Raw genomic sequence first — 23,808 nt, 5'->3', positions numbered from 1 at the left:
GGAAAACTGGGGGCATGGAAAACGACACCTTCGGTGGTATCCCCGTCACCACGGATGACTTTGGCGGGCAAGTTGTTGAAGACGCACAGCCAGCGCGCAGGCGAACGCTCGCGTCCATCGCCAACGACACGGTGATCGAGGCTGCGAACGCGGCGGCTGGCGGCGTGTCCGCGGCGGCCAACTTCGTGCGGCCCGGCAACGCGGTCTCTGGCTGGATCGACAAGAACATCGTCGAGGCCGGCGAGGCGAGCCAGAGCGATGCCGTGAAGTCCGAGAAGCAGCGTTTCCGCCGGGGCGTGGCCAACGCTGACGACGTGCTCGACGAACTGGGCGCCGTGGGCAGCTACGTGGTCAACAACCCCGTGCAGGCAGCGGCACAGGCCGTGGGCTCCTTCGTCGGCCCGGGCATGGCTGTGAAGGGTGGTCGCACCCTGGCATCCATCGCGGGCCTGAACGCGGCGCGCGGCGGCCTGGCCGGTGGTGCTGCTGCAGGTGCTGCCATGGCGGGCGGGGATGCCGCGGGCACGGCCTACGAGCTGTCCACCAAGGGCGGAGCCACGGACGAGCAGGCGGTGGCGGCCGGGCGCCAGGCCAGCGTGCTGCCGGCGGTGATCGGCGGCGTGGGCGGCGTGGTGGGCGCGGAGCGGCTGGTGGCCGGTGCGAAAGGCTTCACCGGCAATGCCGTATCCCGCGCGGCGAAGACAGCGGCGGTCGAAGGTGCCCAGGAAGCGCTGGAAGAGGGCGTGACCCAGTACGAGGGTCAGCGCGCGGCACAGCCTTACGACTCGACCATCGACCCCACCAAGGGCGTCGCTGCAGCGGCCGCCATGGGAGCGGCCCTGGGCGGTGCCACGGGCGGCGGCGTGTCGCTGCTGAGCGGTGGGCACGCGGCGCCGGCGCCAGCAGCAAGTGCACAGCCAAACACCAACGAGCTCAACACTGAGCCCGTCGCCGCGCCGGCCCAGCGCCCAAGCGAAGCCATGGGGATCAACCCTGACGACGGCGTGATGTCCCGGGCTGCTGCGCTGGCGGCAGACATGGAGCTGGCACCGGTACCGGCCGCGCCCACGCCGCAGGAGGAGCGCGCGCAGCTGGAGGCGACGATCAGCCGGCTGCCAGAGCAGCAGCAGCGCGAGGCGCGTGTGGAGCTGGCCGACGCCGACAACGAGGCGCTGCCCGCGGGCGTGCGGGCCTTGCGCAGCGAGCGCGTGCAAGAGCTGGCCGATGCAGCACCTGCAGCGGCGGTGGACCTGGCGCCCGAGGACATGGAGCGCGGGCGGGTGGTGCAGAACTTCGATGCCCGCCAACCGGACCTGCCGTCGGTGGCCGAGTACGGCCCGATGATTGACCGCGCGATCGCGCCGGAGCACCAGGCCGAGTTTCGCGACCTGCTCGTAAAAGCTACCGATTCCGCCCGCTCGCCCGCCGAGCGCGACGCGGCAGCCGAGGTGCTGCACGCCACGTTCTCGCCCGACCAACTGCAGAGCACGCGCACCGTGCGGCCCACGCCCGACACCAGGCTGGAGCTGCAGGACACGGCCCCGGCGCGCTTTGGCAACGAGATCGACTTCACCCAGGCGCCTGCGGCCGGGCCGGTGGTGGACCCCGTGGCCGAGCGCATCAGCCAGCTGGCGCTTGACGCCGACCTCACGTCTGGCCAACCTCTGCGGCTGGATCAGGCCCACGCCCTGCGCCGCAGCGCGGCCGATGCAGGAATTCCTGTATCGGTGGTGCCGCACCCCAGCGGCCGCGGCTACGACGTGGCGCCCACGGCACGCCTGGATCCTGCTGCGCGAGCCGCAATGCCCCAGGACGAGGCTGCAGCCCAACTGCCCTACGACCAGAGCGCCACGGGCCGCATGCTGGCCGGCCCAGACGGCGGCGTGCGGGCTGAGGCTCGGTCCGAGGCGGTCGCCCGGGGCAACGCAGCGGCAGTCCAGCGCCAGCAGGTGGAAGCCGAGCGCCAGCGCCGGACCGAGTTGGGCCTGAGCAACATCACTCCGGTAACCCCCGTGCGCGAAGGGGGTAGCGTTTCGCGACCCCCTCTGCCCTTCGACAACGCACCGACCGGCCGCATGGTGGCGGGTGCCGACGGCGTGCGCCAGGAGCGCCGCGCCGAGGCAGTGAACAGGGAGAACGCGGCAGCACCAGCACCAGCACCAGCACCAGCGCCGCAGACCGTGACCAGCGCCAGCGGTGCACCGTTCGCCACACGGCAGGCTGCCCAGCAGGAGCTGCAGCGCCAGCAGTTGGCCAGCACGCATGAGGTGGTGCCCGCCGGCGGGGACGAGTCTCTGGGCTTCGTACTGCGAGAAAAAGGACAGAATCGGCGCGCACCGATTGATGGACAAGCGGTAGAAGCTATAAATTCGGGAGCGGATCGCGCGCCCAACTGGCGCACCAACGCCATTCAGGCCAACCGCGTCGCGCGGGGCCTGGGCATCGAGACCAAGGGCAAGCGCCTGGCGCAGGTGGTCGCAGAGATCGATGCTTCTGACAATGCAGGGGTGTCCTTAAATTTGAGGACACCCCCTACTGAACCGGCCCCCAGCATGATGACCAGCAGGGGGCCGGCCACCTCGGAGCCCACCACCACGGTTTCTGCTCCTGAATTGGTAGCTGCCGATGCTGATGCATCAAGCGATAGCAGCCCATCGGCGACCTCGCAAAGGGCCGGCCACCAGCAGGATCGAGCAGCAGGCTCTGGCCCGCGCCCAGAAATGGCATCGAATCAGGCGCCAGCGCTTGAAACGCAAGCGCCAGCAGCTATTAAATCAGGAGCGGATTCGGCATCCGCTGGCCCACGCCCAGCACGCGCAGCAGCACCACGGTCCACCACCAAGATCGAGGACTTCGGCGAGGAGCTGAAGGGCGCCCGCAAGATGCTCTACGCCGAGGCCTACGGCGACAGCATGGCTCAGGCCAAGGAGCTGGACGCCCGTGCGCATCCACTGTCGAAGACCTGGCCCGAGCCCGACTACGGCAAGCTGCTGGAGGGCGGCACGCCGCCGGCCGCCGTGGCGATGGCCCGTGCGCTGCGCGACGCTGTGCCCACGAAGCCGCAGTCGTCCTGGAAGCTCAAGGGCTGGACCAGCAGGATGGAGTCACTGCGCGGTTTCGCCGAGGACCTGGTGAGCGGCACCATGGACACGGCCACCGTCGCCGAAGCAATGCAGCGCGCCAACCTGCGCGGCGTGGCCAACCAGGCCGCCCTGTACGAGGCCATGGGCCACGAGCGCTCGCTGAAGGGTATCCAGCTGGAAGACCACAGCTACTCGCTGTATGAAGGCCAGCGGTACGTGCCCCCGCGCACCATCTGGACCGTAGCGCGCGCTGCCAAGGGCACGGCCTTCGGTAACTGGCCGCGTGAGCTGGCCAAGGGTGATACCCGTGAGCAGGCGATTGCAGCCTTCAAGCGGCGGGCGGCCGAGTTGCTGGCCGAGCAGCAGGCGCCCACGCGCGGCGCCACGTTCGAGATCTACGGCAAGCGGGCAGGCGGTGCGCGCGAGTTCTACATCGGCAAGAAGATCGGCGGCAACGTGGCCGAGCTGAAGTCGGGCTTCACCGACATCCAGGCCGCGCGCCAGTACCTGGCCGAGAACCGGAGCGAGCTGGAAGACCTGCTGGCCAAGTTCAAGGCCATCCCGCCGGTGCGCTCCGCCACCAACTCCCCCCGCATCGGCGAGGACTACCGCAAGGGTGCCGACGTGACGCCCGAGCAGTTCCAGAATGCCTTCGGGTTCCGCGGCGTGCAGTTTGGCAACTACGTGGAGGGCGGGCGCCGGCAGCAGGACCTGAACCAGGCGTATGACGCCCTGATGGACCTGGCCGGCGTGCTGAACCTGCCGCCCAAGGCACTGTCGCTGGGCGGGCGCTTGGGCTTGGCCTTCGGCGCGCGCGGCACCGGAGGCACCGACGCTGCAGCCGCCCATTACGAGCGCGGGAACGTGGTCATCAACCTGACCAAGCGCGAGGGGGCGGGCAGCATGGCGCACGAGTGGTGGCATGGCCTCGACAACTACTTCTCGCGCGAGCGTGGAGACGGCGGCACCTACATGACCCAGCAGGAGCAGGGCGGCGAGGGCGTGCGCGAGGAGATGCGTGCGGCCTTTCGGGAGGTGAACGGGGCGATCAACCGCACCCGCATGCAGGAGCGCAGCCGCAAGCTTGACGACCGACGCACCACTGCCTACTGGACCACGAAGCCGGAGATGTCGGCACGGGCTTTCGAGAGCTATGTGATTGCGAAGCTGAAGGACCAGAACGCCGGCAACGACTACCTGGCCAACGTGGTGCCGGCCAGTGCCTTCGCCCTGGAGGGCGGCTACCCGTACCCCACGGCCGGCGAGCTGCCCGTGATCCGGGGCGCGTTCGATAACTTCTTCCAGACGGTGGACACACGCCAGGGCGAGGGCGGTGCTGTCGTGCTCTTCAGCGCTGGCGACGCTGCGGAGCCCGGGCGCGGGCTATCGCTTGAACAGGCCCAGCAGGCGGTGCAGCAGGCCCTTGCGGGCTTGGCCAACCCGCCACCAATCGACGTCGTGAGCCGGAGCGAGGAGCTTGGGGTCGGTGCGCCGGACGGCGTAATGGGGGCGGCGATACCCGGCGAGGGCCGCATCGTCCTCGTGGCCTCCGCTCACGGGAGTGCTGACGCTGTCGCTGAGACGGTTTTCCATGAGATGTTTCACCTGGGGGTGCGCAATGTGTTGCCGGCCCCCGATTATGTGCAGGCCATGCTGGACCTGGCAAAGCGCGACAGGCGGGTGCAGGAATACGCGGACCGCTGGAAGCGCGAGGCGCCGGACGCGCGGCAGCAGCTGCAGGCCCTGCGCGACCTGGGGCACACCGGCAGCGAGCTGACAGCCCAGTACCAGGCCCTGGCCATCGAGGAAGGCCTGGCCGTGGTGGCCGAGGAGCTGCGCGCCCAGAAGCAGGCCGGCACCCGCCTGGGCCTGCGCGTGCGCACCTTGGCCAACTGGCTGGCCAGCGTGGCCGAGCGCATGGGGATGGATGGCTTGGCCAAGCGGATCCGCGGCATGACATACAACGAGGCCGAGCGCTTCGTGCTGCGGGCCATCGAGCACGCCGGAAGCGGCACTGGCGGGCCCGCAGGCGTGCGGTTCCGCGCGGCGGACCAGACCCAGAGCCCAGCGTTTCAGCGCTGGTTCGGCGACAGCAAGGCGGTGGACGCCAACGGCCAGCCGCTGCGCGTGTTCCATGGCACCGGCGGCGACTTCAGTGTTTTCAGCCGCGCGCGGGCCGGGGCCACGACGGGCGCCGCCAACACGGGCATGGGCTTCTTCTTCACCGACAACGCCGAGGTGGCCGGGAACTACGCCCGCATGGCGCGGGAAACCCAGGCCATCATGCCGACCTACCTGTCGCTGAAGAACCCCCTGCAGCTGGAGGCGAAGAACATGATGGAAGCCGACAAGCTGCTGCTGTCGGGCCTGAAGCCGGAGAACGACGGCGCGATCATCCGCGTGGCCATGCGCGACGGCGGCACCCAGACGGTCTACATGGTCCGCGAGCCCAGCCAGGTGAAGTCCGCCACCGGCAACCGAGGCACCTTCGACCCGAGCGACCCGGACATCCGGTACCGCGCCAAGGACGACACTCCCACCGCCCAGCGCGTGGGCAACGCCCTGAAATCTGTGACCGTCACCAACCTCAAGCAGCAGGCCGGCTACAAGGCCGCCGACTACCGTGGCCTGGGCCTGCAGCTGCTGGGCCGCCGGCAACTGGTCGACGTGTACGGCGGCATGCTGCCCGAGCTGCGCACGTACAGCGACCTGATGGCGCGTATGGACGCCGACAAGAACGAGGCCGGGTCCGGCGCCGATCAGCTGGCGCAGGACTGGGCCAAGCTGCCGGACGAGCGCGCGCTGGCCGAGCTGATGCACGACTCCACCCTGGCGCAGATCGACCCGTCGCGCGACTTCGTGGAGGGCGACAACAAGACCGACTGGACCCGGCTGCAGGCGCGGTACAACGCCCTCACGCAGGGAGCCAAGGACGTGTACGCCCGGGCGCGGGACACCTACCGCCAGCACATGCGCGATGTCCGCGGCGCGATCAAGGAGCGCATCGAGCGCACCGAGATCAGCTCCGAGCGCAAGGCCGCCATGCTCAAGCGGATGGACGACGAGTTCTTCGGCCACATCAAGGGCGTGTACTTCCCCCTGGCCCGCTTCGGCCAGTACGTTGTGGTGGTCAAGGATGCCGAGGGCAAGGTGGCCAATGTGAGCCGCGCCGAGACCATGGCCGAGGCAGACGCCGCCCGCCGGCAGCTGCAGCAGGCCTTCCCGGCCGGCAAGGGTTACGCCGTGGGCAAGGTGCTCAAGGCCAAGGACTTCGTGGCCGAGCGCGACAGCGTGGGCCGCGGCTTCATGGAGCAGCTGTACGGCGTGCTGGACAAGCAGGGCATGGACACCAAGCAGCGCGCCGAGCTGGAGGATGCGCTGGGCCAGCTGTACCTGTCCTCGCTGCCCGACCTGTCCTGGGCGAAGCATGGCATCCACCGCAAGGGCACGGCCGGCTTCAGCCAGGACGCGCGCCGGGCCTTCGCGCAGAACGTCTTCCACGGTGCCAGCTACTTGGCCAAGCTCCGCTACGGCGACCGCCTGCAGGACGAGCTGGGCGAGATGCAGCGCCGCGTGGACGCCGGCTCGACCGACAGCGGCTTCGACTCCGTGAAGGGCCAGCAGGTGGTGGACGAGATGGTCAAGCGCCACGACGCCGCCATGAACCCGAAGACGAACGCCGTGTCCACCGCGCTCACCAGCCTGGGCTTCATCTTCCACCTGGGGCTGTCGCCGGCATCGGCAATGGTCAACCTGACCCAGACGGCACTGGTGGCCTACCCGGTCATGGGCGCGAAGTGGGGGTACAAGAAGGCGAGCGCCGCGCTGCTCAAGGCCTCGGGCGAAGCCGCACGCGGGAAGAACGACATCACCACCAGCCTGAGCCCGGAGGAGAAGGCAGCCTTTGACGAGGCGGTGCGCTCCGGCGTGATCGATGTGACCATGGCCCACGACCTGGCTGGCATCGCACAGGGCGAGGACCAAAACGTGTCGTACAAGCTGCGCCCGGTGATGCGGGCCGCCAGCTGGATGTTCCACCACGCCGAGAAGTTCAACCGCCAAGTGACCTTCGTGGCGGCCTACCGGCTGGCGCGCGAGGCGGGCGCGGGCGACAAGGCGGCCTTCGAGCAGGCGGTGCAGGCCACCTACGACGGCCACTTCGACTACAGCTCCAACAACCGGCCCCGGGCGATGCAGGGCAACGTGGCGCGCGTGGTGCTGTTGTTCAAGCAGTACGGCCAGAACATGGTCTACACGCTGGCGCGCAACGCCCACCAGGCGCTCAAGGGCGCATCACCTGCGGAGCGCGCGCAGGCCGGCAAGGCGCTGGGCGGCCTGCTCACCATGCACGCCCTGGCTGCCGGGGCCCTGGGCCTGCCCATGGTCACCACGTTGCTGGCGGCCGCCTCGATGCTGGGGGGCGACGATGACGAGCCTTGGGACGCTCAGGTGGCCCTGCAGAACATGCTGGCCGACACCTTCGGTCAGAAGCCGGCCGAGGTGCTGGCCCACGGCCTGTCGCGCCTGACGCCTTGGGACATCTCGGGCCGGGTGGGCTTGGACAAGCTGATCTTCCCGGACGTGCAGGAAGGGCTGGAAGGCCAGCGCCTGGGCGAGTCCGCCATGGCCGCAGCCCTGGGTCCGGTGGCCGGCATCGGCATCAATGCGCTGAAGGGCGTGCAGCTGATGGGCGAGGGGCAGTACCAGCGCGGGCTGGAAGCCATGGCGCCCAGCGTGCTGCGCGGGCCGCTGAAGACCTGGCGCTACGGCACAGAGGGCGTGCGCGACAAGTCGGGCATCGTGGTGCAGGACGAGGTGGATGCTGCGGCGCTGTTCGGCCAGGCCGCCGGGTTCTCTCCGTCGGGCGTGCGCAATGCGTACGAGGGCAAGAGCGCGATCGTGCAGCATGACCGCGCGCTGCAGGCGCGGCGCAGTGCCTTGGTGGAGCAGTTCGCCATGGCGGCCATGGCCGGGGACGAAGAGGGCAAGGCGGCGGCCCGCGAGGACATTGCCAAGTTCAACGACAAGAACCCGAACCGCCGGATCCAGGCGATGCAACTGGCGCAGAGCGTGAACATGCGGCAGAAGCGGATCCGGGAAGCGGAGGAGGGGGTCTACCTGCCGAGCAAGCGACGGGATGCATTAGACGCAGGTAGATTTGCAACTGAATAGTGATCGAACCAAGCAACTCAGCATGCGAGGCACCTATAAGCAGCGACTTCCCAGGTCCCCGTAGGAGAGAGACCGGTAATAACAACTTCGTCGCCTGGAGAACCCCAGGAATTAACGGTCTTTTTCCATTTCGTCTTGAATGCTACGAGCGTGTACTTGCGATCTGACCTGGAGGCCTGAGGTAGGGGGTCAGCTCCGATTGGTGACCGAGCCTCGGGAGCACCGTTCTTCTCATAGGTTTGTGCCAAAAGGCTGAAGAACTGATCGTGCGTAACAGCTTCGCGCAGGTCACGTGCCAAGAGCGAATAGGCTTGAGGTTTATTAAGCTCAAGTAGATCCAACCAGGCAACAGCGAACTCAGTGGCTGACTGCGAAGGTGATGCCCAGTCTGCGGACCTAGCGTTGCCATCGGACGGAGTTGCAGCGGTAGAGACCGTTGATTTGTCGGCTGGCTTTTTTGCTTTCGTTACAGGAGCTATTGGTTTGCCCTGACCAGTGGCTGGAGGCGCCGGAGTAGGAATGATTCTCTCAATGAGCTGTTGAAAAATGCGCTCGCGGCACTCACGCTCGTTGTTAAAGGTTTGTGCAAGCTCGTTTTGTGGAAGGCCGACGTAACCATCCCGCTCGTACTCGGCCTTCACGCTTGCTCCGACATCGACGAGGCGCCGAATCAGCCGTGCAACGCTGGCATTCGCATCGCCTCGGAGCGCTATCCGTGACTGGGATCCCGCCGCTTCTGTTTTTCCGCAGATATCGTGCGCAGTCTCTCGGATCATTTGAAGCGCGGCGGGGTCAATCGCAGCGCCTGCCTGATTTACCAAGCACACGGTTAAACCAACTACAAAGCCAAATTTTACGAAATGCATGAGCTGCCCCTTGAGATCGGAGCCCCTATTCTCCAACATGCTGAAGTCGCATGCTGTGATTGCATCCAGTGGTGCACAATCCCGCCATGCCCTCCCATCTACTCGTTCAAACCGCCATCGCCCTGATGGGCCCGACTGCCATCTGGCTGTCGCAAAGCCGCAGCATGCGGTTTCAGCGGTGGGCTTGCATCGTGGGGCTCGCGAGCCAGCCGTTCTGGTTCTGGGCGGTGTGGGACAGCGGCCAGTGGGGTGTCGCAGTGGTTGCCGTGGTGTGCGCCCTGGCCTGGCTGAAGGGGCTTTGGGTGCACTGGATTGCGCCGCGTTCCACGGACGGCATCGCATCCCTGCCCACGGTTACCCTGCCGCCTGACACAAGACGCTGATGCTGCTCACCTTGCACATCATCAAGATCGACTCAGGTGACTACCGAGCCCACGTAATGGAAGGCACCCAGCACCTGGGCCACTACGACGCGGTGAGCATCCGGGAGGCCATATTGCTGGCGGCCGAGAATCCGCTGCCTGATCTAGCAGGCTTTCACCTTTGGTACGAGCACGTCTGCGCGGGCAGCGTGACCGCGGGTGAGATGCGCGACGATTCAGATGGGCTGGCTGAAAAGCTGCTCGAACTGTTCAGGAAGTTTCCCCCGCAGTAACTGCAGGGAGCTGTTTCGAACGGTGGTGGCCGCTTCTTGACCGGCCAGTCGTGTCAGCCCTTGGGCGTGCAGCGGATGGAGTAGGACAGTCGCGTGACGCCCGGGGTGGCCTTCATCTCCTGCAGGCCGGGCAGCATGCGCGCCAGCATTTTCTCCTTGCACTCCGCCACGCTGGCGGCGGCTATTGGCGTATCCGACTTCAGCTCTTCGACCTGGGGGCGCCCGTTGAGCGCGTACATGATGGTGATGATGGCTTCGAACATGGCTCCCTTTCTTCGCAGGGATCATAGCGGCAGGGCGACTTGCGTCACCGGAGGTTCAGCAGAACGAGCATGCAACTCGCTGATAATTTCCGCCGCCTACGGTGTAGGCCCAGAAACCAGCAGCCGCCCGCCGAGAATGATCCTGACCCTGCGCATCGACAAGATAGAACCCGGCAACTACCGGGCCCAAGTATTTGACGGCCGGGAGGAGCTGGGCGAGTTCGGCGCCCCGGGCATCGCGGCAGCCATCCGCCAGTGCGCGGGCCAGCAGATGCCCGATCTGTCTGGATACCACGTCTGGTATGAGCACGTGTGCGCGGGGACCATCCCCATGAGCAACATGCGCATCGATCCGGACGGAATCGCCCAGCGCCTCATGAGCCTGCATGGGTCGGTTCGGGGGTGAAAAATGCCCCTCCATGTCCCCGGCATGTCCCCGGGAGCGGGGCAAAACACGTAAGCCATTGATTTTCCTGCGGATCAATGGCCTCCTCGACAGGAATCGAACCTGTATCTAGCGCTTAGGAGGCACTCGTTCTATCCATTGAACTACGAGGAGACAGCCGCGCATTGTAGGGGCTGCGCGGCACGGTTCCTGGCGGACTGGTTCCACCCCCCCCTCAGTCGTACTTCACGGTATAGATCAGATCCACCGCGCTCTTCTCCCCCGTCTGCCCGCGGAGCGTCAGGCGGCGCGACAGGTCGTAGAAGATATACAGCGTGCCCAGCGTGCCCGACAGGCTGCGTTCGTACGTCACATACAAATCCTTGGACAAGCGCTTTCCAAAAGTGAGTGCCGCGCCTGTGGCGTCTTCGCCGGAGCCGGGGCCCTTGAAGCCGATTTCGTCCAGGCCCACGCGGTTGGCGATGTTGGCGGCGGTGTTGTTGCCGCCGCCGCCTCGGCCCAGCAGGGCCAGGGCGGCTTGTTGCAGCACGGCGGCTTCGGCGCCGCCGGCGGCGGCGTTGCGGCCCAGGACCACCCACGACAGCTTTTCGGCGTCGGGCAGTTCGGGGTCCGAATACAGGCGCACGCGCGGGGCCTGGGCGCTGCCAGTGACCTGCACGCCCGCGCGCACGCTGATGTTGGGGCGCAGGGCCAGGATGTCGAGCGACGGGTTGTTGTACGGGCCGTTGAAGCGGATGAGGCCGGTCTCCACGTCCAACATCTGGCCCCAGGCGCGGTAGCGGCCCTCTTCGGTGCGCACTTCGCCGGTCACGCGCGGCGGGGCGCCGGCCACGGCGCTGCTGCGGATGTCCACTTCGCCGGTCAGGCGCGTGGTGATGCCGTGGCCATGCAGCGCGAAGTCGCGGCCCAGGTTCAGGGTGATGGCGATGTCCGGCGGCTTGGCGGTTTCGGCCTGGGCGGCCACCTGGTTGGCGCGGGCGGCGGCCTGGGCCTTGGCCTGGTCTTCCTTGTCCTTGGCGGCAGACCGCACGACCACGTCCGAGCCCAGGCTGGGCGCGCTTTCGTCGGGCAGGATGATGGTGGCGCGGTCGGTGGTCAGCTTGCCGCGCAGGCTGATCTGGCCTTGCTGCAACTGGGCCTTCAGCTCGCCCGACACACTGATCTGGCGGTCGGCGCGCACCAGCACCTGCAGCGCCTTGGCCTCGGCCTGCATGGCCATGGCGATGCCGGACATTCCATTGCCCGCCTGGCCCCAGGTGATGCGGCCAGAGCCCGTGAGGGTGCCGCCGTCCTGCGGCGCGGCGGTGCGGTTGCCGCTGAAACCTGCGATGCGTGCGCCGCTGCCGCGCCCGCCCTGCAGGCGGAACTCGGTGATGTCCAGTTGGTTGCCGCTCAAAGTGGCGCGCAGGCGGCCGCCTTGCAGGTCCACGCCGTCGACCACGGAGCGCACGGCCAGTTCGTCGGCACCCAGCGTGCCGGCCCAGCGGGGTGCGTCGCGCGTGCCGGACAAGGTGGCGCTGGCGTCCAGCGTGCCGCGCACGCGCCAGCCGGGCGGTGCCAGGGCAGACCACACACCCACGTCCGGCAGGCGGGCGCGCAGCGTGCCGGCCAGGGGGGCGTCGGCCGCCCAGGTGATGGCGGCCAGGTCGGTGCCCGCGCTGCCACCGGCCAGGGTGAGCCGGGTGCTGGCGCTGGCATCGATCTCGCCGGCGCGGTCGCTGGCCCAGGCCAGACGTGCGCGCAGCGCGTCGCCTTCCACATCGATCGACACCTCGGCCTGGCGCACACCGGCGGGCGTGCCCGCGGCGGGGGTGGACGTGGCCTCGGTGGCGATCACGGTGGTGGCGCCGGCACCCGCGCCCTGGCCGCTGCTTTGTACGGCAGTGACGGCAGTTGGGTCGCCCGCCAGGATGCGCAGGTCGCCGCTGGCGCGCCGCAGGCTGGCGCTGGCGCGCAGGGTGCTGGTGGTGTCCAGGTTCCATTGCCCATCCAGCACCAGGGTGCTGGCCAGGCCCATGCGGGCCAGCAGCGGCTGCGTGGGGCGGCCCGCTGCTGCGGGTGTGCCGCCCATGCCCAGCGCGTCCACCCAGGCCATGGGCAGGCCCTGCAGGGTGCCCTGTGTCTGCAGCTGCAATGCGGGGCCGGTGGTGACTCGCACGGGCTGCCAGCGCAGCACCACGGTGCCAGGCTGCGGGCCGGTCAGGCGGGCCTGGCCTGCGGATGTCTGGATGGTCAGTGCGGGCGCTGGCTGGGGCGCGGGGGCGGTGCCACTTTTGGTGTCGTTGTTGTCGTTCCTGTTGCGCCGGCTTGCCGTGCCGGCGGCGGGGGCCGTGCTGGCCGTGGTGTTCACGGTAATGGACAGCGGCTCGGCCAGCTGCACGGCCCAGGGGCCGGGGCGCTGAGCGTCCTGCGCCTGCAGGCGCAGTTCGTTGATCTGTGCTCGCCATTGCGAGGGGGCGGCCAGGCCACCGGACAGTCGGGCCTGCAGGGTGGCGCGCTGCATCTGCTGTGCCTGGCTGGCGTTCAGGCGGGCTTCGCCGTCCACCGACAGGGCGGCCTGCAGTACGTTGCCCGACAGCTCGGCCTTCACGCCGCGCAGTTGCACGGCGGTGGGCCTGCTGCCGGCTTCCTTGGCTGGGGGCAGCGTCAGGTCGAGCTGCGATGTGGCCAGCGTGGCCTGCAGCTCGAAGGCGTCCTTGGTTGCTGGCAAGGCTGCGCCGGATGGGGCGGCCTGCAGTTGGCGCGCCAGTGTCTGCCAGCCGCCCTTCCAGCGCGCGGTGACCGACGCCGCGCCCTTGGCCGTGGCACCCTGCAGCGCGTCCCGTGCGGCGCTGCCGGCGAACGGCAGGCTGGTGAGCCAGCGCTGCGTGGCATCCAGGTCGACCCATTGCACCTGCAGTTCGCCAGCGCCGGTGGTGGGTGCGATGCTGCCTTGCGCCCGGGCCGTGGCGCCCGGAACGGTGATGGCGAGCTGGCCCTGCACGGCGGGGCCGGCCAGGGCGATGCGCACGCCGGTGCCTTCGGCGCGCGCCTGCAGTGCATCCACCAGCAGGCGGTCGAGCTGCACCGTGCCGCCACCGGTCTGGGCCCCGGGTTGCCAACTGCCCTGCGCCGCCAGGGTCTGGATGCTGAGCAGGGCAGGGCGGCCCTTGGTGGCCCGTGCAGACGCTGCAGCGGGGCCCGACGCACGGATGTCTGCGCTGAAGCGCACCTGGTCGCCCTGCGTCTGTGCGCTGGCGCGGCCTGCCAGCGGCACGGCAGCCATGGCGGTGTGCAGCAGGTCGGGGCGCAGGTTGCGCAGTTCGGCCTGGCCCTCCAGCGCCTGGGTGGATGGCGTGTAGTGACCTTGCAGCGTGGCCGTGCCGGTGCCTGCGCTGGCAACGGCGCTGGGCACGGTCCAGCGGGTGCCGTCGTAGCTGGCGTCTGCCTGCAGCGCGGACAGAGGCAGGCGGCCCTGGTCCCACGGGCCCGCCAGGTCGTTGCGCAACTGGGCTTGCAGCGTCCATCCGGTGGTCGGTGCCGGCGACGCTGGGGCAGGCACGGGTGGGGCACTGCCCTGCGTGCTGGTGGGTGGATGGGGTGCGGGTGGCTGCTGCGTGGCGTTTGCTGCGGGGGTGATCGCCACCGGACCGGCCTTCACCGTGCCATGCAACTGTGTGCTGGGTGCCTGGGGCCAGAGTGCGGCCAGGTCCACGGCGCGCAGCGCTGCGGTGGCGGCCTGCAGGGGCTGGGCGGTCCAGGGGGTGACGGTGGCCGTCAGGTCGGCCTGCATGGGCTCAGCAGGCGGTGGCGTTGGCGTGCGCTGGCCTGCGCGTGGTGTGCGGGTGCCGTTGGATGCGGGTTTGGCTGGCCTTGCTGCAGAGGCGGATGATGCAGCCGATGCAGGTGGCGCCACCTCTGCGGCCACCGGGCTGATGCGCGCCTTCAGTTCCAGCTGCGCCGCGGCGGTGGCCAGCGTGCCCTGCAGCGTGGCGTGTGCGCCCAGCTGCAGCGCTGCGCCGCCACCGGGCACGGCGGTGTGCACCGCGCCGTCCACCGTGGCGTCCAGCGCCATGGGCGCATCGGCCTGCAGCGTGGCGCTGGCGCTGTAGCGGCCCTGGGCCAGCTCCACGTTGTCGATCTTCAGGCGGTGATCGCGCCCGTCGTAGCGGTAGGTGCCCTGCAGGCCCAGCACCTGCACGGCCGGCGTGCCTGCCCACTGGATCTCGTCCACCCGAAACGGCACGCCGATCTGCAGCGGCAGCTTGAGCTGCGTGAGGGGTTGTGGTGGCTCGGTGCTGTGCGGTGCGTCCGCGGCCGGTGTGATCTGCACCCGGGCGGCGTGCACCTCGCCCAGCTCCAGGCGCCGTTGCAGCAGGGGCATGAGCTGCCAGCCCAGGGCGATGTCGTTCACCTCCACGGACAGCGCCGGGCTGCTCCAGCGCAGCCAGCCGATGTGCCCGCCGCCGCGCAGCGACCCGCTGACGTCGCGGCTTTCCAGTTGCTGGTCGGCGGGCAGGTACTGCGCGGCGCGTGCCAGTGCCGCCGCCAGCGAGCTGTTGCTGCCGGCCCACCACCACAGGGCTGCGGCGGTGGCGATGAGCAGGGCCACCACGGTGGCCAGCAACCAGCCCAGGCCCCGCAGCGCGCGGCGTACGCGCCGCCGTGGGGGCTTCTTGCGGCCGGACGCGCCAGCGCTGAAATCCGAAGACCTGGCGCGTGGCGGAGCGGGGGCTGGAACGGGCGTGGGGTCCTGGTTTGCCATCAGAAGCTGAATCCCAGACGCAGGTGCACCCGCACTTCCTTGGTCTTCACGCCGTAGGCCAGGTCGGCCTGCAGCGGGCCCACCGGGCTGCGCCAGCGCACACCCGCGCCCACGCCGACGCGCGGGTCCAGGTCGCCTGCGCGGTCGGCCACCGCGCCTGCGTCCACGAACAGGGTGCTTTCCCAGTCGGTCATCTCACCCTTGTAGACGATGGGGCGCTGCCATTCGACGCTGCCCACGGCCATGTAGCGGCCCCCGTACAGCATGCCGTTGTCGGTGCGGGCGCCGATGCTGCGGTAGCCGTAGCCCCGCACCGTGGTGTCGCCACCGGTCAGAAAGAGCTGCGTCACCGGCACCTGGGCACTGTCGCGCGCCAGCACGGCCCCAGCCTCGGTGCGCACGGCGATGCGGGCATTGCGGCCCTGGCCGGCGTCGTCCTGCACTCGGCCTGCGGGGATGAAGGTCTGCCAGCGCACCAGGGTGCGCACGAAGGGGTCGCGCTCGGGCCGCAGCGTGGTGCCCACGCCCAGCTCCACGGCGATGCCGTGGCCGCGCGTGGGTGCGGTCATGTTGTTGAAGTAGCGACCCGTCCAGCCGTAGTTGACGCTGACGGCGGTGCCCGACGGCGGTGCGCCCACACCCTGGCTGTTGGCGTAGTCGTACTGCAGGAAGTAGCTGCGGTCGATGGCTTTGGTGCTCTTGCTGCGGCCCGATCGCAGGCGGCCGCTGTTGGTGTCGAAGTCGCCCGTGTCCTCGCGCTGCAATTGGCCGCCGGCGAACCAGCGCCAGCCGTTGGTGTCGGGCAGTGCGGTCCATTCGGTGCTGGCCAGTTTCGTCTCGCGGTCCAGCGACAGCTTGCTCACCGCGCGCCAGCCGATGCCGGGCAGCTTGTTGTGGATGTGCTCCAGCGACAGGCGCGCGCCGCTATCGGTCGAAAAGCCGGGGCCGAACACCAGCTTTTGCAGCGGTGCCTCGCGCACCTGGGCCACCACCGGGGCGGCCTGCGGGTCGGTGCCTTCGGTGTCGAGCGTCAGGAACACCGCGTCGTAGTAGCCGCTGCTGGCCAGGCGCAACTGCGCGTCCAGCAGCTCGGCCTCGTCGTACACCGCGCCCGTGGGCAGGCGCGCCAGGCGGCGGGCGCCATCGGGGTCGTAGCGCTCGCTGCCCTGCACGCGCAGCGGGCCGAAGCGGTAGGCCGGGCCGGGCTCGTAGGTGACGCTCAGCTTGGCCTCGTGCTTGTCGGCGTCGACCTCTGCACGGCTGTTGGCGATGCGGGCGGTGGGGTGGCGGCGGGCCTGCAGCTGGCGCAGGCCATCGGTCTTGGCCGAATCCCACGCCGACTGCGTGAAGGCCTGGCCCGGCGACAGCGACCAGTTGCGCTGCACCCGTTGCTGCTGGCGGGTGGTGGCCTTGGCGTCTTCAGGGTCTGCCGCAGGGTTGCCCGAGAAGTCGATGTCCGCGCTGGCGATGCGGGTCTGCGGCCCGGGCTGCACGGTGACCACCACGGTGCGCGGCGCGGCTTTGGAGTCCGGGGTTTCGGTCAGCTCGACCGTGATGGTGGGCGCAAAGTAACCCATGGTGCCCAACAACTCGCGCGCATTGGCGTCAGCCGCGCCCAGCAGGCGCTGCAGCTCGCTGGCGTTGACATCGGGCAGGTTGCGAAAGCGCTGCAGCTCCAGGTGCCGCTCCAGCGTGCCGCGCACGGCATCGGGGGCGCGCACTTCGACCGCGAACGATGGCGATGAAGACTCTGCGATGACGGGCCCCGTGCCCGATGCGCTGTCGCCCTCGTCCTTGTCGACCCCGGGCCGCAGCATGCTGCAGCCTTGCAGGCCGAGCACGCCAACAAGCAGCAACGCCGGCCACAGGGCCGGCGTTGGGGAGATGGCGGTGGGGCGCAGGGGGCTGAAAGGCACGGTGGGCAAGGAGTGTTGGGCGTCCGGGGCGTCAAAAACGGCGTTTCAGGTGTCTTGCACGCCGCACCTGCACCTTGTTGGTGCCCTGCCACTATGCCCTGAAAGTTGGGCGGTCCTTGTCAGACAGCTTCGCTCACTGTGCCCGCATGCCCGGGCGGCCCCGCTGGCCCCGTGCGCAGTCGGCGCCGGGGCAGTGCCCGCAGTCCTATTTGGACAGCAGGCGCATGGTTTCTTCCAGCCCCTTGAGCGACAGCGGGTACATGCGGTTGCCCAGCAGCTGCTGGATGATGCTGATGCTCTGGCGGTACTGCCACACGCCCTGGGGCTCGGGGTTGATCCAGGCGTGCTTGGGAAACGCGTGGGTCAGGCGCTGGATCCACTCGGCGCCGGGTTCTTCGTTGTTGTATTCCACGCTGCCGCCGGGCTGCAGGATCTCGTACGGGCTCATGGTCGCGTCGCCCACGAAGATCAGCTTGTAGTCGCGGTTGTACTTGCGGATGATGTCCAGGGTCGGGAACTTCTCGGCAAAGCGGCGGCGGTTGTTCTTCCACATGAAGTCGTACACGCAGTTGTGGAAGTAGTAGAACTCGAGGTGCTTGAACTCGGACTTCACGGCGCTGAAGAGTTCTTCCACGCGCTGGATGTGTTCGTCCATGGTGCCGCCCACGTCCATCAGCAGCAGCACCTTCACGTTGTTGTGCCGCTCGGGCACCATCTTGATGTCGAGGTACCCCGCGTTGGCTGCGGTGCTGCGGATGGTGTCGGGCAGGTCGAGCTCCAGGTCGTGTCCTTCGCGTGCGAACTTGCGCAGGCGGCGCAGTGCCACCTTGATGTTGCGCGTGCCCAGCTCCTGCTGGTCGTCGTAGTCCTTGTAGGCGCGCTGCTCCCACACCTTGACGGCGCTCTTGTTCTTGCCCGCGCCACCGATGCGCACGCCCTGCGGGTTGTAGCCGCCGTGGCCGAACGGGCTGGTGCCGCCGGTGCCGATCCACTTGCTGCCGCCTTCGTGGCGCTCCTTCTGTTCTTCAAGGCGCTTCTTGAGCGTCTCCATCAGCTCGTCCCAGCCCATCTTCTCGATGGCGGCCTTTTGTTCGGGCGTGAGCTCGTTCTCCAGGATCTTGCGCAGCCAGTCGGCCGGAATGTCCTTGGTGAAGTCGGCCACCATCTCCACGCCCTTGAAGTAGGCGCCGAAGGCCCGGTCGAACTTGTCGTAGTGCTTCTCGTCCTTGACCAGGGTCAGGCGCGAGAGGTTGTAGAAGTCGTCCAGGCTCCAGGCGTCGTCCGAGCGGGGGCCCACCACGCCGGCCTGCAGGGCTTCGAGCAGGGTGAGGTATTCCTTGACCGACACCGGCAGCTTGGCCGCGCGCAGCGTGTAGAAGAAGTCGATGAGCATGTTGTGGGCTCCTGCCGCTGGTCAGGCGGGCGTGTGGCGCTCTAAAAGATATAGCAACTGCGCCCGCGCTTCGGGCCACTCGCCGGCACGCATGCTGTACATCACCGTGTCGCGGATGGTGCCGTCGCGGCGCAGCGCGTGGCCGCGGATGACGCCGTCCTTCCTGGCACCCAGGCGCTCGATGGCGCGCTGCGAGGCGAAGTTGTAGTTGTCGGTGCGCCAGCCCACCACGTGGCAGCCCAGCATGTCGAAAGCATGGCCCATGAGCAGCAGTTTGCAGGTGGTGTTGACGTGGCTGCGCTGCACGCTCTGGCGGTACCAGGTGTAGCCGATCTCCACGCGGCGCACGGCGGGCACGATGTCGTGGAAGCTGCTGGACCCCAGCACCTGGCCGGTGGCTTCGTCGATGACGGCGAAAGCGAAGCGATGGCCTTCCTCGCGGCCTTTGAGCGCGGTGTCGATGTAGGCGCGCGTGTCCTCTGGCTCGGGCACCGAGGTGATGCGCAGCTTCCACAGCTCGCCATCGGCTGCCGCCGCGGCAAGGCCCGCTTCGTGCGACAGCGCCAGGGGCTCCAGGCGCACGCCGCGGCTGCTCAGGGTGACGGGTTCTACAAAGGCCATGTTGCTGTCGTTGCTGTCGTTGCGATTGGTGCTGCCAGAGCGTGCGGTGCCCCAGGCCAGTCAGTCGGGGGTGCGCTCGCGGCGGCTCGCCTGCCAGCGGCGCGCCGCGTGCAGGCCCAGTCCGCCGCCCAGGCCCACCAGGGCAATGCCCAGCAGCGTCTTGGTGCCGTAGCCGGGCGCGAAGATATCGAAGCCCAGCCACTGGCCGATCCAGAAGCCGGCCAGCGCGCCGCCGACGAAACCGATGGCATCGGCAATGCCGTCTGCGAGAGAGGGTGTGTGGGGTGCGCTCATGGGGCCGGGCTTGGCTGCGGCATCAACGATTTCTTTGGTTCATGAACACGAGCTTTTCGAACAGGCTCACATCCTGTTCGTTCTTGAGCAACGCGCCCACCAGCGGCGGCACGGCCACCTTGTTGTCGGCGCTTTGCAGAGCGGTGAGCGGGATGTCTTCGGCCACCAGCAGCTTGAGCCAGTCGAGCAGTTCGCTGGTCGACGGCTTCTTCTTGAGGCCGGGCAGGTTGCGCACGTCGTAGAAGGTCTTCATCGCCACAGACAAGAGCTCGCTCTTGAGCGTGGGGAAGTGCACGCCCACGATCTGGCGCATGGTGTCGGCCTCGGGGAACTTGATGAAGTGAAAGAAGCAGCGGCGCAGGAAGGCGTCGGGCAGTTCTTTTTCGTTGTTGGAGGTGATGAACACCAGCGGGCGGTGCTTGGCCTTGATGAGCTCGCGCGTCTCGTAGCAGTAGAACTCCATGCGGTCGATCTCGCGCAGCAGGTCGTTCGGGAATTCGATGTCGGCCTTGTCGATCTCGTCGATCAGCAGCGCCACGGGCCGGTCGGCCGTGAAGGCCTGCCACAGCACGCCCTGAACGATGTAGTTGCGGATGTCCTTCACGCGGTCGGCGCTGTCGCCATCATTGAGCTGGCTGTCGCGCAGGCGGCTCACGGCGTCATATTCGTACAGGCCCTGCTGGGCCTTGGTGGTCGACTTGATGTGCCATTGCAACAGTGGCATGTCCAGCGCCTGGGCCACTTCTTCGGCCAGCATCGTCTTGCCGGTGCCGGGCTCGCCCTTGATGAGCAGCGGGCGCTGCAGGGTGATGGCTGCGTTCACGGCCAGCATCAGGTCTTGGGTGGCGACGTAGTTCTGGGAACCTTGAAATTTCATGAGGGAAATCACCGGATCGTTGATGGATGGGGCTTGACAGGCGCTGGCTATAATCTGCTGTTGATCAGATCCCCAGAGCTGACTGAACTTCCACGAGATTGTGCGCGCAAAATGAACAAAACGCTGACCACGCTATTCGCCCTGGCTGTCGCTTCCGTGACCGCCGTCTCCCATGCCCAGGAAGCCAAAGGCGACGTGGAAGCAGGCAAGCAGAAGATCGCCATGTGCATCGGTTGCCACGGTATTCCGGGCTACCAGGCCAGCTTTCCGGAAGTGCACAAGGTGCCGATGATTTCGGGCCAGAGCGCCAAGTACATCGCCGCTGCGCTGACCGCCTACCAAAAGGGCGAGCGCAAGCACCCCACCATGCGCGGTATCGCCGATTCGCTGTCTGAAAAGGACATCGCCGACGTGTCTGCCTACTACGAGCAGCATGGCAAGACGGGTGCAGAGCTGCCTGCCAAGCCCGCCCGCGAACCCAGCGTGCAAGTGGCCGAGCTGCTCAAGAAGGGCGCCTGCGTTTCGTGCCACGGCGACAACTTCGCCAAGCCCATCGACCCGTCCTACCCCAAGATCGCCGGCCAGCACGCCGACTACCTGTTCGTCGCCCTGAAGTCGTACAAGGCCGAGAAGAACCCCAACGTGGGCCGCAGCAACGCCATCATGGGCGGTGTCGCCAAGCAGTTCACGAATGCCGAGCTGAAGGCGCTGTCCAACTACATCAGCGGCATCGACGGCGACCTGCACGTGGTGCCGCAATCGCGCTTTCGCTGATCGCAGCAAGAGCCCGGCGGTGTGATCAGTCACCCGCCCGCACCCAGAACAACCCGCCATGCCCTGGCGGGTTTTTTCATGCCTGCGTGGATGGCGTTGATGGCGCTGACGACGGTGTTGGCGGTGTTGGCGGTGAGCCCTTGCCGTCGCCGTCCAGCGAGCGCACCGACAGGTCCATCTCCTGCAGCAGCGCGGGGCGGCCGAACCAGTAGCCCTGCGCGCTGGCGCAGCCCATTTCGCGCAGGCGTTGCGCGGCGGCCTGTGTCTCCACACCTTCGGCCACCACGGTCACGCCGAAACCTTGCGACATGTTCAGCACGGCGGTGACGATGGCAGCGTTCTGCGGCGAGTCGAGCAGGTTGCGCACGAAGCTCTGGTCGACCTTCACGCAGTCGAACGGCAGGCGGCTCAGGTACGCCAGCGACGAGTAGCCGGTGCCGAAGTCGTCGATGGCGATCTTCACGCCCAGCGCACGGATGCGTGCCAGGCGCTGGCCGGTCACCGCATCGCCCTCGATCAGCACCGACTCGGTCAGCTCCAGCGTCAGGTGCTGCGGCGGCAGGCCGCTGGTGGCCAGCACCTGCTGCAGCGCGGCCGGGAAGTCCGACTGGATGAGCTGCCGCGCGGACACGTTCACATGCAGGTCGAAGCCTTCGGGCAGCCGCGGCAGTTGCTCTGCGATGTCCCGCGTGGCGCGGCGCAGCACCCAGTCGCCCAGGGCGAGGATCAGGTCCGACTCTTCGGCCACCGGGATGAACACACCCGGCGGCACCATGCCCCGCGTGGGGCTGTGCCAGCGCAGCAGCGCTTCGGCGCCGCTCACGCGGCCGGTGGCCAGCTCGATCACGGGCTGGTAGTGCACGAGGAACTGGTCTTTCTCCAGGGCCTGGCGCAGTTCGGTGGCCAGCCGCGCGCGCTCCTTGGACTGCTCTGCCATGCTGGGCTCGAACACCACGCACTGGTTCAGGCCGCGCCGCTTCGCCTCTCCCAGCGCGATGCTGGCGTTGCGCAGCCATTCGGGCAGGTCGTCGCCGCGCAGGTGCCCGCCCACCACGCCCACCGATGCATGCACCATGACCTCGTCGGCGCCGGCAGAGAACGGCGTGGAGAACAGCGCCAGCACTGCCTTGGCGATCTGCGCCTGCGTTGAAGACTCGCCGCCGGCCAGGTGCAGCAGCGCGAACTCATCGCCGCCCAGGCGCGCCATGAGCACGGGGGCGGGCAGGCGGGCGCGCAGGCGCTCGCTCACGGCCTGCAGCAGGCGGTCGCCCGTGCCATAGCCCACGTTGTCGTTGATGGCGCGAAAGGCGTCCAGCCCCACCAGGGTCAGCACCGCAGGCTGCGGCTCGGTCCAGTTGGCCTGCTCCAGCAGGCCCCGGCGCGTGAGCAGCTGGGTGAGGCTGTCGTAGATGAGCAGCTCGCGCATCTGGTTGAACGAGCGCTGCAGCCGCTCCGCCATCTGGTTGAAGGCGTGCACGAGGATGGTGGTCTCCAGCAGCGGGCTGCTTTTTTCGATGCCGGTGCTCCATTCGCCGCGTGCAATGCGGTTGGCAGCCTCGGCCGTCATGAGGATGGGGCGCGCGGCGCGCTCGATCACCCACAGCCCGAGGATGAGGCCCAGAACGGCGATGGCGGCGGTGGCCAGCAGCGCCCGGCGGCTGGAACTGCGCGAGTCGCCGAGCAGGTCGGACTCCGGCAGCAGCACGACGATGCGCCAGTCGATGCCGCGTGCGTCCGCGTACCGCGTGACCCGGCCGAAGTACTGCTCGCCCTGGACCGTGAAGCGAAAACCCGTTCCCTCGGCCGTGGTGGGCGCCTGCTGCAGGTAGGCTCCGGCAGCGCGGATCTGCGCGCTGGCGCTTTGGTCCACGCTCAGGCGTTCGCGCTGGCCGGCGGTGTCCTGCCGGTCGCTGACCAGCGCGCCGGGCTCGGAGTGCGCGACCATGCGGCCCTGCGCGTCGGTGATGAAGATCTGGCCTTGCCCGCGCAGCGGCTCCTCGCGCAAAAAGCGGTTGAGGGTGTCCAGCCGCACGTCGGCCTCCATCACACCCACCAGCTGGCCCTTGACCACGACGGTCGACGCGGCCGAGATGGTCACGTCACCCCGCTCGCCGGCGGTGGTGTAGATGGGCGACCACAGGGCCTTGCCCGACTGCGCCACCGGTGCATACCAGGGCCGAACGCGCGGGTCGTAGTGGGGGAAGGCCGCGGCCACCTTGGTGGGGGTGGCGTCCTCGTACACGTTCATGAGGCCGCGGGTGGAGCCGTCCTTGAGGATCAGCTTGAAGCCGCTGCGTGCGCTGGCGTCCCGGCGGATGCCGGCGTACTCGCCCGTCTGGCTGCCGAAGCTGAGCAGGCTGATCTGCTGGTGGTCTGTATAGAGCTCGGAAAAAATGCCCTGCAAATGCTGGTACACGGGCTTGAGGTTGCCTGGCTGGTACAGGCCATGGCGCGCTATGGCATCGCCGATGCTGCGCTGGATGAGGAAGGGCGCCTCCAGAAACTCGGCCAGCCGCCCGCGCGAGGTGTTGGTGATCGCATCGAGCAGGCGCACGCTCTCCTGGTCGATCAGATCGGTGATCTGCCGGTGCTGCGTGACGGCCTGCAGTGCCACCGTGGCTGCGAACAGCGCGGCAAAAGGCACGGCGATGGCCGTTCGCAGGGAGAGCTGAAATGCGCGCATCCGTGGGGGCTCCTGGACCGGACTGGACAGGCTGCACGCAAGGAGCGTGCCTTGCGTGGCC

General features: G+C 68.3%; 14 protein-coding genes and 1 tRNA gene. 5 read left to right on the top strand and 10 right to left on the bottom strand.

The genetic code is table 11. The annotated features are described in order from the left end of the window. Positions 1-14: 14 nt before the first annotated feature. Complete coding sequence (locus ACSQ3D_RS10860; protein WP_436126878.1) at positions 15-8,255, top strand: PLxRFG domain-containing protein; 8,241 nt, start codon at positions 15-17, stop codon at positions 8,253-8,255. 17 nt (positions 8,256-8,272) lie between these two features. On the opposite strand, the gene ACSQ3D_RS10855 is transcribed toward ACSQ3D_RS10860, so the two are convergent. Continuing rightward, positions 8,273-9,121, bottom strand: a complete 849-nt coding sequence (locus tag ACSQ3D_RS10855; protein WP_436126877.1) for a hypothetical protein — start codon at positions 9,119-9,121, stop codon at positions 8,273-8,275. 86 nt (positions 9,122-9,207) lie between these two features. On the opposite strand from ACSQ3D_RS10855, the gene ACSQ3D_RS10850 reads away from it, so the two are divergent. Next, positions 9,208-9,504 carry a hypothetical protein gene (locus ACSQ3D_RS10850; RefSeq protein WP_436126876.1) on the top strand — a complete coding sequence of 99 codons (297 nt, stop codon included), beginning with the start codon at positions 9,208-9,210 and terminating at the stop codon, positions 9,502-9,504. Next, positions 9,504-9,776, top strand: a complete 273-nt coding sequence (locus ACSQ3D_RS10845) for a hypothetical protein (protein WP_436126875.1) — start codon at positions 9,504-9,506, stop codon at positions 9,774-9,776. Before ACSQ3D_RS10850 ends, ACSQ3D_RS10845 begins: the two co-directional genes overlap by 1 nt. A gap of 53 nt (positions 9,777-9,829) precedes the next feature. Here the strand turns inward: ACSQ3D_RS10845 and ACSQ3D_RS10840 are convergent, their stop codons facing one another. Next, positions 9,830-10,039: a hypothetical protein gene (locus tag ACSQ3D_RS10840; RefSeq protein WP_436126874.1), complete on the bottom strand. Its 210-nt coding sequence runs from the start codon at positions 10,037-10,039 to the stop codon at positions 9,830-9,832. A 136-nt stretch (positions 10,040-10,175) separates the two neighbouring features. On the opposite strand from ACSQ3D_RS10840, the gene ACSQ3D_RS10835 reads away from it, so the two are divergent. After that, entirely contained in the window at positions 10,176-10,445 is a 270-nt protein-coding gene (locus ACSQ3D_RS10835; protein WP_436126873.1) for a hypothetical protein, read from the top strand. Between the two features lie 78 nt (positions 10,446-10,523). On the opposite strand, the gene ACSQ3D_RS10830 is transcribed toward ACSQ3D_RS10835, so the two are convergent. The 7 genes from ACSQ3D_RS10830 to ACSQ3D_RS10800 all read right to left on the bottom strand — a co-directional run bounded on the left by ACSQ3D_RS10830 (position 10,524) and on the right by ACSQ3D_RS10800 (position 20,290). Continuing rightward, positions 10,524-10,598 (bottom strand) — tRNA-Arg (locus ACSQ3D_RS10830). A 61-nt stretch (positions 10,599-10,659) separates the two neighbouring features. After that, positions 10,660-15,189, bottom strand: coding sequence for a translocation/assembly module TamB domain-containing protein (locus tag ACSQ3D_RS10825; RefSeq protein WP_436126872.1), 4,530 nt, complete (start codon positions 15,187-15,189; stop codon positions 10,660-10,662). Then, positions 15,189-17,105, bottom strand: a complete 1,917-nt coding sequence (locus ACSQ3D_RS10820) for an autotransporter assembly complex protein TamA (RefSeq protein WP_436126871.1) — start codon at positions 17,103-17,105, stop codon at positions 15,189-15,191. The genes ACSQ3D_RS10825 and ACSQ3D_RS10820 overlap by 1 nt, the downstream gene beginning before the upstream one ends. A 205-nt stretch (positions 17,106-17,310) precedes the next feature. Continuing rightward, entirely contained in the window at positions 17,311-18,498 is a 1,188-nt protein-coding gene (locus tag ACSQ3D_RS10815) for a vWA domain-containing protein (protein ID WP_056417868.1), read from the bottom strand. 21 nt (positions 18,499-18,519) lie between these two features. Then, positions 18,520-19,119: a GNAT family N-acetyltransferase gene (locus ACSQ3D_RS10810; RefSeq protein ID WP_056417871.1), complete on the bottom strand. Its 600-nt coding sequence runs from the start codon at positions 19,117-19,119 to the stop codon at positions 18,520-18,522. Positions 19,120-19,179: 60 nt separating this feature from the next. Next, positions 19,180-19,413 carry a hypothetical protein gene (locus ACSQ3D_RS10805; RefSeq protein WP_056417874.1) on the bottom strand — a complete coding sequence of 78 codons (234 nt, stop codon included), beginning with the start codon at positions 19,411-19,413 and terminating at the stop codon, positions 19,180-19,182. 22 nt (positions 19,414-19,435) lie between these two features. Continuing rightward, positions 19,436-20,290 (bottom strand): AAA family ATPase, encoded by an 855-nt coding sequence (locus ACSQ3D_RS10800; protein WP_056417878.1) that lies wholly within the window; start codon positions 20,288-20,290, stop codon positions 19,436-19,438. Between the two features lie 111 nt (positions 20,291-20,401). On the opposite strand from ACSQ3D_RS10800, the gene ACSQ3D_RS10795 reads away from it, so the two are divergent. After that, on the top strand, positions 20,402-21,064 hold the full coding sequence (locus ACSQ3D_RS10795; RefSeq protein WP_056417881.1) for a c-type cytochrome: 663 nt from the start codon (positions 20,402-20,404) through the stop codon (positions 21,062-21,064). A gap of 76 nt (positions 21,065-21,140) precedes the next feature. On the opposite strand, the gene ACSQ3D_RS10790 is transcribed toward ACSQ3D_RS10795, so the two are convergent. Continuing rightward, positions 21,141-23,747 (bottom strand): putative bifunctional diguanylate cyclase/phosphodiesterase, encoded by a 2,607-nt coding sequence (locus ACSQ3D_RS10790; protein ID WP_436126870.1) that lies wholly within the window; start codon positions 23,745-23,747, stop codon positions 21,141-21,143. Positions 23,748-23,808: the final 61 nt, after the last annotated feature.

It is taken from the genome of Acidovorax sp. LjRoot117, from assembly GCF_964252695.1.
Taxonomy (GTDB): Bacteria; Pseudomonadota; Gammaproteobacteria; order Burkholderiales; family Burkholderiaceae_C; genus Acidovorax.
The sequence above is the reverse complement of the archived record's forward strand: the minus strand, read 5'-3'. Positions and strand labels throughout refer to the sequence as shown.

Coding starts and splice junctions, on each gene's coding strand:
- ACSQ3D_RS10835 (WP_436126873.1), top strand. CDS start 10,176: ATGATCCTGACCCTGCGCATCGACAAGATAGAACCCGGCAACTACCGG.
- ACSQ3D_RS10855 (WP_436126877.1), bottom strand. CDS start 9,121: ATGCATTTCGTAAAATTTGGCTTTGTAGTTGGTTTAACCGTGTGCTTG.
- ACSQ3D_RS10790 (WP_436126870.1), bottom strand. CDS start 23,747: ATGCGCGCATTTCAGCTCTCCCTGCGAACGGCCATCGCCGTGCCTTTT.
- ACSQ3D_RS10850 (WP_436126876.1), top strand. CDS start 9,208: ATGCCCTCCCATCTACTCGTTCAAACCGCCATCGCCCTGATGGGCCCG.
- ACSQ3D_RS10795 (WP_056417881.1), top strand. CDS start 20,402: ATGAACAAAACGCTGACCACGCTATTCGCCCTGGCTGTCGCTTCCGTG.
- ACSQ3D_RS10810 (WP_056417871.1), bottom strand. CDS start 19,119: ATGGCCTTTGTAGAACCCGTCACCCTGAGCAGCCGCGGCGTGCGCCTG.
- ACSQ3D_RS10845 (WP_436126875.1), top strand. CDS start 9,504: ATGCTGCTCACCTTGCACATCATCAAGATCGACTCAGGTGACTACCGA.
- ACSQ3D_RS10815 (WP_056417868.1), bottom strand. CDS start 18,498: ATGCTCATCGACTTCTTCTACACGCTGCGCGCGGCCAAGCTGCCGGTG.
- ACSQ3D_RS10805 (WP_056417874.1), bottom strand. CDS start 19,413: ATGAGCGCACCCCACACACCCTCTCTCGCAGACGGCATTGCCGATGCC.
- ACSQ3D_RS10800 (WP_056417878.1), bottom strand. CDS start 20,290: ATGAAATTTCAAGGTTCCCAGAACTACGTCGCCACCCAAGACCTGATG.
- ACSQ3D_RS10825 (WP_436126872.1), bottom strand. CDS start 15,189: ATGGCAAACCAGGACCCCACGCCCGTTCCAGCCCCCGCTCCGCCACGC.
- ACSQ3D_RS10840 (WP_436126874.1), bottom strand. CDS start 10,039: ATGTTCGAAGCCATCATCACCATCATGTACGCGCTCAACGGGCGCCCC.
- ACSQ3D_RS10860 (WP_436126878.1), top strand. CDS start 15: ATGGAAAACGACACCTTCGGTGGTATCCCCGTCACCACGGATGACTTT.